Raw genomic sequence first — 10,849 nt, 5'->3', positions numbered from 1 at the left:
CTTGCACGACAGAGGAACGGGCTGGAGAAGCACCCGAACGTGTCATGACATCTATAACGTAGGCTCTGTTTCAAGCCTTGGTCTGGTCAACATGGGGCTTACAAGCCCATGACTTTAGTCATTGGGTTGTTGACTTCTGCAGATGCTTGCTCAAGTTCGATTAATTGCGCTCCGGCACCTTTTAGATCGCCTTTGGTGTACGCTTCCACTGCTTTTTCGCCGCAACGTGCACCCGTTCGTGCGGAGCGTTTAATTTTTCATGCGCTGGCGTGCCCTGCAGTTGTTTTTTCGTCTGTTCATCAAAATACCATTTGCCTAATCGGCATTGATAGTGCGAAGCAACATCTTCAGGTCGTACAGTTTCATAGCCAACGATCATATCGGCTCATCTCATGTCATTATTTATTGGTAAAGTAATATAAAACGTTGTGCCCACGCCGACTTCGCTTTCGACATCAATGCGTCCATGATGTTCTTCGATAATTTTATAGCTGACCATTAAGCCAAGTCCGGTTCCCCGCTCTTTCGTCGTATAAAACGGCGCGCCTAATTTTTTGATTTTATCTTTCGGAATGCCGCTTCCTTCATCGCGAATGGCGATGCGTATGTCGTCTCCGACATGCTCAACGGAGACGGTAATCGTTCCGCCGTTTGGCATCACTTCAATCGCATTTTTTAATATGTTAATAAATACTTGTTTTAATTGTCTCGGCTCGCAATATATAGGCGGCACTTGTTCATACGTTGCTTCAATTTGAATGTTATGCATCGTCGCTTGCACGCTTAATAAATCAACCGTCTCTTGCATAATTTTCGCCACGTCGCCTCGTTCATAATGAATCGCTTGCGGTTTCGCTAATACGAGAAATTCGGTAACAATCGACTCAACGCGCTTTAATTCCGACATAATGACGTGAAAGTACGTATTATATTGCTCGCAATCATTGCCTATACTTCCTTGTAATAGTTGAATAAACCCTTTTAACGCCGTCATCGGATTGCGAATTTCATGGGCGATGCCAGCCGCCAACTGCCCGACGGCGTTTAACGTATCAGACTTCCGCAGTTGCTCTTCCATTTCTTTTTTCTCTGTTATATCGCGCACCATCATAAGCCCGACATGTTCAATAATGTTCGGTTTAAACGATAATTCAACAATTTTTTTCTTTCCTTCGCCGTCCGTAATCGCAAATTCTTCTTCTTCCTCTCCATGCTTTAGCCACGTTTGAAATTTAGCTAAATCGTTGCTTCCGATAAAGGCGTGTACGCACTTTTCAACGAGCTGTTCTTTCGGAAGGGCAAAAATGCGGCATGCCACCGAATTGGCATCAAAAATGCGCTGCTGATCGTCAATCAACACAATGCCGTCCATCGCATGATTAAATACGCTGCGAAATTTTTGTTCTTGTTCGCGCAACTCTTTTTCCATTTTTCTTCGTTCGCTTACGTTGCGAAAAATCGTTAAATGATAGCCGTTAATGACGCTTTTTTTCGAGGTAAACTCGAGTTGCTTTATTTCTCCGTTCGGCATATGAAATGTTAATTCATCGCGAATTTCTCCGTCGCGGAAAAATTGTTGTAATACGTGGCGTACTTTGTCTTGTTTTAAATCAATAAACTGCCTTAAATTCGCACGAACGAGATCGTGAAGCGGCAATTCAAACGTTCGGCTTGCGGCAGGGTTGGCGCGCAAAATGTTTCCGAAATCGTCGCAAATTAAAATCGCTTCATGGGCTTGTTCAAAAATGGCGCGAAACTGCTCTTCACTTCGTTGTAAATTGATTTCCATATTTCGCTTTTCGGTCACGTTGCGCATAATCGCCATAAAAAAGCCGCTATGTACGTTCGTTGTTAACGTCAGTTCAAACAGCTTTTGCATGCCGTCCCTTGAAATAAACGGAAGCTCGCTCGATACCGTTCCGTTTCGTTTTAACGTAAGCAATAGTTGGTCGAACAAATCGTGATATTCAATTGGGATAAATGTTTGGATCGAAAGTTCGAACAGATCTTCTTTTTTGACGTTGATGCTCGCACAAAAGGAAGGATTCGCGTCAATAAAGCGCCCTTGCTCGTCAAAAATGACGATGCCGTCGCCAGCATGATTAAACAAATCTTTAAATAACGTTTCGTTAATCGTTCGTTCACGCTCTAGCGCTTTTTTTGAGGTAATATCGCGAATGATATATACATCAAACGGTTGTTGTTCATGGCGGCGCATAAACAATTGCACATGCTTCAATTCGCCGTCCGTTAAACGAATGGTCAACTCATCATCGTATGCGCCAAATTTGCGCAACATTCGTTTTTGGAATTGGAAAATATGTTCGGGAACAAGATATAAATAGTCTTGAAAATTTTTTTGCAATAACTCTTCTTGCGACGCACGGAACAAACGGCACGCCGCCTCATTCACGCCAACGAACGTCCCGTCATCTTTCACTAAAATAATCGCATCTGTCATTTGCTTTAAAATAATTTCATATCGGCTCATTCGCTCACTCAACTCTTCCATTTCCTGTCTAGAAAGCTGAACAAATGGCGAATCTTCCAACATACTTCTATTCAAACTCAAACGTTTTCCCTCCCCACAAACTCCCCCGTCATAGTTATGATGTATATTCGCTACATATTTTGTTATTCCTTCTCATATTTCTAAAAATTTCACTAATCTTATCTTTTAAAAAAGAGCAGCTGATTTGCTGCTCAACGATCTGTAATGACGATATATGTTGCTTTCACCGGTCCGTGTACGCCAACGACTAAGTTCATTTCAATATCTGCCGAGTTGCTCGGACCTGTAATAAAGTTGATACATGACGGTACGTGTCCTCGTTCGCGAATGGTGCGAGCCGCTTGCGTCATGCGCGGAACGATAGTACTTCTCGGGATGATCGCAACATACGTTTTTGGCAAAAAGCTAATCGTCCGCCCTTGATCGCGGTTGTTTAATAGCACAACCGTTCCCGATTCGGCTAATGTGATGTCGCTAAATGTTATGCCGATGTTTGCCCGCTCTGCCGCTTCAATATTTTCACGCCCAAGCGCTGCGTTCCATACGTGCACATCTTCTCGCTTTAAAAAAGAAGATAGACCAAACTGCTCGTAACGCTCATCGTTGGCGACGACAATCGGGCCGCCGCCATGCGCAGCCACGACGTGTTCGATCGCGTCATGAAGCTCGGCTATTGTCGTTTCAACGAGCGTCGTATGAATGCGGGCACATTGTTTTTTTAATACGTCAAGCAGTTCATCTTGGCTATATCCTTGAAACACTTGATGTTGCGGTGCATGTTTCCACTGCGGGCGCTCAACGGACGTGCGCACATCGCGTCCAAGCCGGGATGCAATGCGCTGTAAAAAAGCTTCCATTTATTCATTCCCCCTTTGTTTCAACCAGTCGCGGAATCGCTCTTTTTCTGGTGCTGGAAATTCACGAATGTCCGTCCACGCTTTTAACGGTCCCGGACCTTTCGAAATGCGGTCGTTTGCCGTAAATGGATGGACGGCGGTCGGCGCAATTTTCGAACCGAGCTTATATAACAGCGACGATGCCGCACCTAATCCGAACGCTTTCATCGCCAACTTTTCCGAAATTGGCGCTTTTCCTTCCCGTTCGACAATCGTTTGACGATGTTTTAATAACAGTTCATGAAGCGGAATTTTTACCGGACATGCTTCCGTACAAGCGGCGCATAATGTTGACGCATACGGCAATTCTTTATAGTCATCATATCCGCCAAGAAGCGGCGACAACACCGCCCCGATCGGTCCTGAATAAATGGAACCGTACGAATGACCGCCAATATGGCGATATACCGGACAGACGTTGACGCAAGCAGCGCAACGAATACATTGCAGCACCGACTGAAATTCTGTTCCTAATATGTCGGAACGTCCGTTATCGACGATGACGAGATGAAATTCCTCTGGTCCGTCCACTTCCCCTTCTTCTCGCGGACCTGTTAACACCGTAATGTAGCTCGTCAATTTTTGCCCGACCGCACTTCTTGTCAGTAAACTAACGAGCACTTCCATTTCTTCAAACGTCGGTACGATGCGTTCCATCCCCATGACCGTAATTTGCGTTTTCGGCAATGCGGTCACTAAATCGGCGTTTCCTTCGTTCGTCACAAGCGTAATCGAACCGGACTCGGCAATCGCAAAATTGCATCCGGTAATGCCCACATCAGCTGTCATATATTCATGGCGAAGCATATGGCGCGCATGAAGGGCAAGCTCTTCCGGCTTTTCCGTTTTTGTGTACGCTAACTTTTCCTTAAATACGTCGCGAATTTGTTCTTTATTTTTATGAAGCGCAGGCGCAACGATATGAGACGGTGGATCGTGGTCGTCGACTTGCAAAATGTATTCACCAAGATCCGTTTCAATGACTTCACAGCCAAGCTTCTCTAGCGCAGCGTTCATATGAATTTCTTCCGTCACCATCGATTTCGATTTCACAATTTTTTTCGCTTGTTTGCTTTCAACGACGCGACAAATGTAGTCGTTCGCTTCTTCCGCTGTTTGCGCAAAAAAGACGTGTCCGCCACGTTTTTTTACGTTTTCGCTAAGTTGCATTAAATAGTAATCTAAGTTTTCGAGCGTATGTTGGCGAATTTCTTCTCCGAGCGCGCGCCATTCTTCCCAATTGCCAAGCTCAGCAGCTGCTTCCAACCGCCGCGTGCGCAGTCGCTCTTGCGCTCCAGCAACCGCTCCACGCATAAACGTATTATGAATTCCTTTCTCGACCCGCTCGTGAAATTCTCCCATGTTAATTTTCATCGCCATATGAGTCCCCCCTTATCTGCTATTGAGCACTTCGGCAATATGCATGACGCGAATCGGTTTGCCTTTTCGCTCGATTCGCCCACCGATATTCATTAAACAGCCACAGTCTGCACCGATTAAATAGTCGGCTTCGACTTGTTCAATACATTGAATTTTTTCATCGACCATCTGTTCCGAAATCGGTCCCATTTTTACTGAAAACGTACCGCCAAATCCACAACAATTGTGCGCGTTCGGCAAAGGGACAACTTCAAGCCCTTTTACGTGTTGTAAAAGCGTAAGCGGCGCATCTTTGACGCCAAGTAAGCGCGTCATATGGCATGACGTGTGATACGTCGCTTTTCCTTCTAGCCGCGCCCCCACATCTTCTACCTTTAACACATCGACGATAAATTGTGTTAATTCATACGTTCGATCGGCAACGCGTTTCGCTCGCTCTTCCCATTCGCCGTCGCCTTTGAAAATGTGCGGATATTCTTTAAACATCGTCGCACACGAACCCGATGGCGTGACGATATATTCCGCATGTTCAAACGTGCGAATCATATGTTTCATCGCTTCTTTCGCTTCTTTTACATAACCGCTATTGTACGCTGGCTGACCACAGCATGTTTGCGCCTCTGGAAAATGAATTGTACATCCAAGCCGCTCTAACAGCTCTACTGTCGCTTTTCCGACATTGACGTGAAATAAGTCGACTAAACATGTAACGAATAATGTGACGTTCATCCGAAATCCCCTCTCCAAGAAAACGTTTTCTTTTCTTTCACTTTACATGCAATTGCAAAATTAGTCAACCGGTCATCTGATGATTAAGGGCGGAGGGAGCCCCCCATCATAAAGATATGTAGTTAGCAAGCACTTTTTCAACATGTCCTAAATGTTCTTTCATTCGCTCTTGGGCAAGTTCAGCGTTTTGGTCGCGAATCGCTTCAAAAATGGCGATATGGTCTTCAAGTAGCTGTTCTGTCGTCGCTTGTTTGGCAAACAGCCAAATGCGTCGCGTTTCACGCATCGTCTCCATCATCATGCCAGATACGTTGTTCATTAAGCTAACTAACAACGGATTTTTCGTTGCCTCCGCAATTGCCATATGAAATAAAAAGTCGGCTTTTTCGCCAAGCTCTTCATCGCCGATCACCTCACGCATTTGCGTAAGGGCGCTTTGCATGGCGCGCAAATCTTCTTCCGTCCGTTTTAGCGCCGCCAATCCAGCTGCGCCAACTTCAAGTAGTTTTCTTACTTCTAATAAATGGGCCACGTCTTCTTTGCTCATCAGTATAGCGGTAGAAATCGGGAACGATAACATCGCTGGGTCAAATTCACGCACGTATGTGCCTTCCCCTTGTCTCATTTCAATAAGCCCCATCGCCCTAAGCGCCGTTAACGCTTCGCGAATGGCTGCGCGCCCAACTTGGAAATTTTCAGCTAGTTGTTGAACGGAATCGAGTTTATCGCCCGGTTTTAACTGTCCCGTTTGAATCATATGTAAAATGGCTTCGGCTACTTCTTCATATATTTTTTTCGGTTTAATTTGTTTGTACACTCTGTCCACCCCATCATCTCTTGTTTGCTCCCCCCCACACAAATAGAATATCATATCATATTTTTTTGCAAAACAAAGGGGATTCATATGAGCATCGGTATGTTATCTTTTATCGTACTATTGCCAATTTTAACAATTTTCTTATTTCTTGTTGTGCTGAAATGGCCAGCGAGTCGCGCGATGCCTGTTGCGCTCATTGTCACCGCAGCTATTGCCCTATTTGTTTGGGGAACGAAAAGGAACGTTGTCGCCGCCGCAAGCGTCAACGGTATAAAAACGGCGATTGAAATTATGTTTATCGTCTTCGGTGCGGTGTTGCTTTTAAATACGGTGAAAATATGATTTGCGTCCATAACGTCGTCGCTGCTTCTGCAACAGTCGGCCTCGTCGGTCAAGAAGGAAATTTAATTCGTAAAGCGCTCATTCCGATGACATATTACGTTTTAGCCGCGGGTATGCTTGGCATGGGGCTTGTCGTTGGCGGCTTCAACATATGGTTCATTTTATACGCTGGCGTCGTCGTCGCATTCATTTTGTTTATAATGTCAAACCGCGGCAAAACGAAACAGGCCGAAAACCAAATTTCAACATAGTACAAAAGGGTGTCCTACGAAAAGGGCACCCTTGCGATTAATCTTTACTTTCTTCTTCCATCAACAAGCGATGAACGTGTTGGACAAACTTTTCAATAAAGTCGATATACTGCTCCACTTCTTCTTTACATATGCGGTGTTGCTTCTCCTCATTATGTGGGCGATCGGCTTGATGAGCAATTTCGTTTCTTCGGCGATATATGTCATCCATGTACTTAGTGGCCGTCGTATGTTCTGTTTGCAACGCTTGACACGCTTGTGCAAATATTTTCTCCCTCGATATTAAAGAAAGTACTTCTTTAATCGCTTTACTTGCCATAAATGTTTTATGGCTATGTCGAAGGATAATTTCTTCTGACAGCCAGTCGATCGTCTCCGGATTTTTCAACGCTTCTTCCACTGTTTCAAGGGAGACGATAAATGTTTTGTAGCTCTCCGTTTTGCGTATTTCTCCGGAAAACATTTTTAATAAGCGATATCGTACTATTTCATGCATATAAAAATCAAGTGCGCTCATCAAAAAGACGATTTGGCTTCGTAAAACATCTTCCGCATGTTGTTTTTTTCCGTTCTCAAACAACTCATCATAAATAGCGAACTTCTCTCTAATCGATTGAATGTTATATTGAAATTGGTTCATGATGTCGTTTGCTTTTTGTTCCGCAATAACCACTCGTCTTTTCTCTAACTGTCTTGATTCACGCGTTAAAGAAATATTTTTTAAAAATCGCTCTTTACTCATGAACATAATCAACCCACTTATTTAAAAAGTTCGTTTGAATAAGCGGAATACCACCGTACTTTCCTTTCATATATCCTTTTTCAATATTTTCATCTTTCCGCACATGTTTGACATCGGAAATGGAATATAAGTCTGTACTCGCTAATGTGCTATTTTTTTCTGTAATCCATATTTGATCTCTCCGTAAAATTGACAAATCTAATAAATTTGTATCATGTGTTGTGAAAATGAGTTGTGCGTGTTTTGGATTTAAGTTTGGCGTTTGGAATAGTTGAATAATTTGTAGCACTAATAGCGGATGTAAACTCGTTTCCAATTCATCAAATATTAAACATTTCCCGTGACTTAAAATATCAAGAACAGGCCCCATAATTTCAAATAAACGTTGAATGCCTCGTGATTCTTCTGAAAGATGAATGGTCATGTCAGGATAGACGAGTTTCACTTCGTAGTTGACATGAGATCCTTTAAGCAATAGCATTTTGATTTCCTCGGGCATTTGTGGAGGCAAATCTTTGTAAGAAAGCTGCTTTTTCTCTACTTTCGTTATAATGTTTTCAACAGGAATATGAAAGTAGTTTAACATATGCAAAAGGATATTTTTATTCGTTTCGTTTGTCGAAATTTGTTCGATCGTATAATGCAGCCAATTTTCATTGCTTACAAACTGATTAATGACAAGGTCATTGCGTAAAAATAAAAATGGATGTTTCACCTCTTCCGTATTTGACCAAACCCCTGCAGTCGCTAAAAAAAGACGGTTTGGCTTCGTTTTTGATGCTTTAATTTCATCCAACTCTTTTTGAAACTTATTGCCGAACGTATATTGTTCTTCTATTCGTTCAAAAATTCGCGTTTGTCTTCCGTTTGGAAAAAAGTATAAATACTCTTCTAAAATTTTTTCGCGTGTAATCGAAAAACCGTATGCGTAGCGAATACCATTAGAAATAAATTGTAGTTCAAATGTACTTGGGTAATTTTCGTTTAGTTTGTGAGGAAAAGTCGGAATGGAATCTCCTTCATGAAACGAGTCAACCTCAGTAATTAAAAACTTAACGAAACCGATCGCCTGCAATACATTCGACTTCCCTGACCCATTCGCACCATATATAGCAACTAAAGGAAGAAGTTGTATCTTTTCATCTACTTTGATGATACATTCTTTATGCTCCCCATCTTTCGTTGCAAGCATCGAGAGCGTCACTTTTTCACGTATCGACTTAAAGTTTTCACATGAAAATTTAATAAGCATACATATCCCTCAAATCATCATTTTTTATCTATGTTATCACGTTATACGGATAGTTTATTCGTTATTTTTGCGAAAAATCCTCTAAAATATAAAATAAAATTATCATTATAACTATTTTATACTGTCTATCTTTTTTCCTTCCTTACCAATATGATATAATATTTCGTTGCAACCTACATATGAAGGAGTCGTTTGCAGTGAACATTATCTGTACAACGTTAAATGCGAAATATATTCATACAAACTTAGCGATCCGGTATTTGAAAGCATACGCCCAACCGGAGTTTCATGTGGAGCTTGTCGAATATACAATTAAAGACCCGGTGTTAAACATCGTCACCGATTTATATCGCCGCAAACCCGATGTCGTCGGGTTTAGCTGTTACATTTGGAACATCGAACAGACGATTGAAGTTATTCAGCTTTTGAAAAAAGTGCATCCGAACGTGACAATCGTCGCCGGCGGACCGGAAGTGTCATATGACGTCGCTTATTGGCTTGAGCGCGTGCCGGAATTTGATTATATCGTCATCGGCGAAGGAGAAGAAACGTTTAAGCAGCTTCTGACAGCGCTTCAAAATGGCGATGATGTCGCAAACATCGCTGGTCTTGCGTTTCATCAAGACGGCAAAGCGGTCATTAACCCGCAACGAAATAAAATCAACTTAGCGAACATGCCGTCGCCGTTTCGCTTTCCGGAAGATATTCCGCATTTGTCGAAGCGCGTCACATACGTCGAGACGAGCCGCGGCTGTCCGTTTAGTTGCCAATTTTGTTTATCGTCGATTGAAGTTGGCGTACGCTATTTTGACCGTGAAAAAATAAAGGAAGATTTACGTTATTTAATGAAACATGGAGCAAAAGTCATTAAATTTGTCGATCGCACGTTTAACATTAGCCGAAGCTATGCGATGGATATGTTTCAATTTTTAATTGACGAGCATGTGCCCGGCGTCGTTTTTCAATTTGAAATTACAGCCGACATTATGCGCCCAGAAGTCATTCAGTTTTTAAACGAACATGCGCCACCGGGACTATTTCGCTTTGAAATTGGCGTGCAGTCGACAAACGATGAAGTGAATAAACTCGTCATGCGAAAGCAAAATTTTGAAAAGCTCACCCGCACCGTCACGATGGTCAAACAAGGCGGAAAAATTGCCCAACATCTTGATTTAATTGCCGGGCTTCCGGAAGAAGATTACACATCGTTTCGCAAAACGTTTAACGACGTATTTGCGCTCCGTCCTGAAGAATTGCAACTCGGCTTTTTGAAAATGTTGCGCGGCACAGGCTTACGCCATAAGGCAAACGAGTACGGTTACATCTTTATGGACCGCGCACCGTATGAAATTTTGCGAAATAACGTGTTGTCGTTTGATGACATCATTCGCCTAAAACAAGTCGAAGATGTGCTTGAAAAATATTGGAACGATCATCGCATGGACGAGACGATTGAATATATCGTCACCCATTTATTTGACACACCGTTTGACTTTTTCCAATCGTTCGGCACGTATTGGGACGAACAAGGATGGGCGCGCATCGGACATCAGCTTGAAGATTTATTCCGCCGTCTCTATTCGTTTTTACAAACGTTACACACGAACGACTTGCCGATCGTCGAAGCGCTCATGAAATACGACTATTTGCGCAATCAAAAACAAAAACCACGCAAACCGTGGTGGGACGAAAAAACGGACAAGAGTGCGCGCGCGCGCGTATACGAAAAACTGTCCGAACAACCGCATCTTCTTTCCCTAAGCGAAAAAGAATTATTTAAACATACCGTCGTCGAAATGATTCCTTTCGACTTGCCGCATTATTTACAAACGAAACACATTCGCCGTTGCAACATGGCGATGATCGTATACTTTAACCAAACGACAATGAAAGCAGAGACGTATTTTTTGGAAATGGAAAAGTAGGAG

The 10,849-nt window shown here is 42.9% G+C and carries 11 protein-coding genes; 3 read left to right on the top strand and 8 right to left on the bottom strand.

Annotation, left to right across the window (positions count from 1 at the left end):
- Nucleotides 1-181: 181 nt before the first annotated feature.
- The 6 genes from ABEV15_RS00720 to ABEV15_RS00695 all read right to left on the bottom strand — a co-directional run bounded on the left by ABEV15_RS00720 (nt 182) and on the right by ABEV15_RS00695 (nt 6,388).
- Nucleotides 182-379 (bottom strand): CZB domain-containing protein, encoded by a 198-nt coding sequence (locus ABEV15_RS00720; protein WP_498852107.1) that lies wholly within the window; start codon nt 377-379, stop codon nt 182-184.
- A gap of 6 nt (nt 380-385) precedes the next feature.
- The gene (locus tag ABEV15_RS00715) at nt 386-2,554 is read right to left on the bottom strand and encodes a PAS domain-containing sensor histidine kinase (RefSeq protein WP_498852110.1); all 2,169 of its coding nucleotides are present in this window, start codon (nt 2,552-2,554) and stop codon (nt 386-388) included.
- Nucleotides 2,555-2,703: 149 nt separating this feature from the next.
- Nucleotides 2,704-3,369: a LutC/YkgG family protein gene (locus ABEV15_RS00710; protein WP_498852106.1), complete on the bottom strand. Its 666-nt coding sequence runs from the start codon at nt 3,367-3,369 to the stop codon at nt 2,704-2,706.
- A complete protein-coding gene (locus ABEV15_RS00705) occupies nt 3,370-4,788 on the bottom strand; it encodes a LutB/LldF family L-lactate oxidation iron-sulfur protein (protein WP_429632135.1) in 1,419 nt (472 codons plus the stop codon).
- 12 nt (nt 4,789-4,800) lie between these two features.
- Nucleotides 4,801-5,517 carry a (Fe-S)-binding protein gene (locus ABEV15_RS00700; protein WP_498852105.1) on the bottom strand — a complete coding sequence of 239 codons (717 nt, stop codon included), beginning with the start codon at nt 5,515-5,517 and terminating at the stop codon, nt 4,801-4,803.
- A gap of 106 nt (nt 5,518-5,623) precedes the next feature.
- Entirely contained in the window at nt 5,624-6,388 is a 765-nt protein-coding gene (locus ABEV15_RS00695) for a FadR/GntR family transcriptional regulator (protein ID WP_498852104.1), read from the bottom strand.
- Between the two features lie 33 nt (nt 6,389-6,421).
- On the opposite strand from ABEV15_RS00695, the gene ABEV15_RS00690 reads away from it, so the two are divergent.
- Entirely contained in the window at nt 6,422-6,676 is a 255-nt protein-coding gene (locus ABEV15_RS00690) for an L-lactate permease (protein ID WP_498852103.1), read from the top strand.
- Complete coding sequence (locus ABEV15_RS00685) at nt 6,673-6,927, top strand: L-lactate permease (RefSeq protein WP_498852102.1); 255 nt, start codon at nt 6,673-6,675, stop codon at nt 6,925-6,927. Before ABEV15_RS00690 ends, ABEV15_RS00685 begins: the two co-directional genes overlap by 4 nt.
- A 37-nt stretch (nt 6,928-6,964) precedes the next feature.
- On the opposite strand, the gene ABEV15_RS00680 is transcribed toward ABEV15_RS00685, so the two are convergent.
- A complete protein-coding gene (locus ABEV15_RS00680) occupies nt 6,965-7,675 on the bottom strand; it encodes a HEPN domain-containing protein (protein ID WP_498852101.1) in 711 nt (236 codons plus the stop codon).
- Complete coding sequence (locus ABEV15_RS00675) at nt 7,662-8,921, bottom strand: AAA family ATPase (RefSeq protein ID WP_498852100.1); 1,260 nt, start codon at nt 8,919-8,921, stop codon at nt 7,662-7,664. Before ABEV15_RS00675 ends, ABEV15_RS00680 begins: the two co-directional genes overlap by 14 nt.
- A gap of 197 nt (nt 8,922-9,118) precedes the next feature.
- Here ABEV15_RS00675 and ABEV15_RS00670 point away from each other — a divergent pair, with 197 nt between their 5' ends.
- On the top strand, nt 9,119-10,846 hold the full coding sequence (locus ABEV15_RS00670; RefSeq protein ID WP_498852099.1) for a B12-binding domain-containing radical SAM protein: 1,728 nt from the start codon (nt 9,119-9,121) through the stop codon (nt 10,844-10,846).
- The last annotated feature ends 3 nt before the right edge of the window (nt 10,847-10,849 follow it).

Source organism: Bhargavaea massiliensis, from assembly GCF_050480245.1.
In the GTDB taxonomy this organism is placed as follows: Bacteria; Bacillota; Bacilli; order Bacillales; family Anoxybacillaceae; genus Anoxybacillus.
This window is presented reverse-complemented; position numbering and strand designations above follow the sequence as displayed.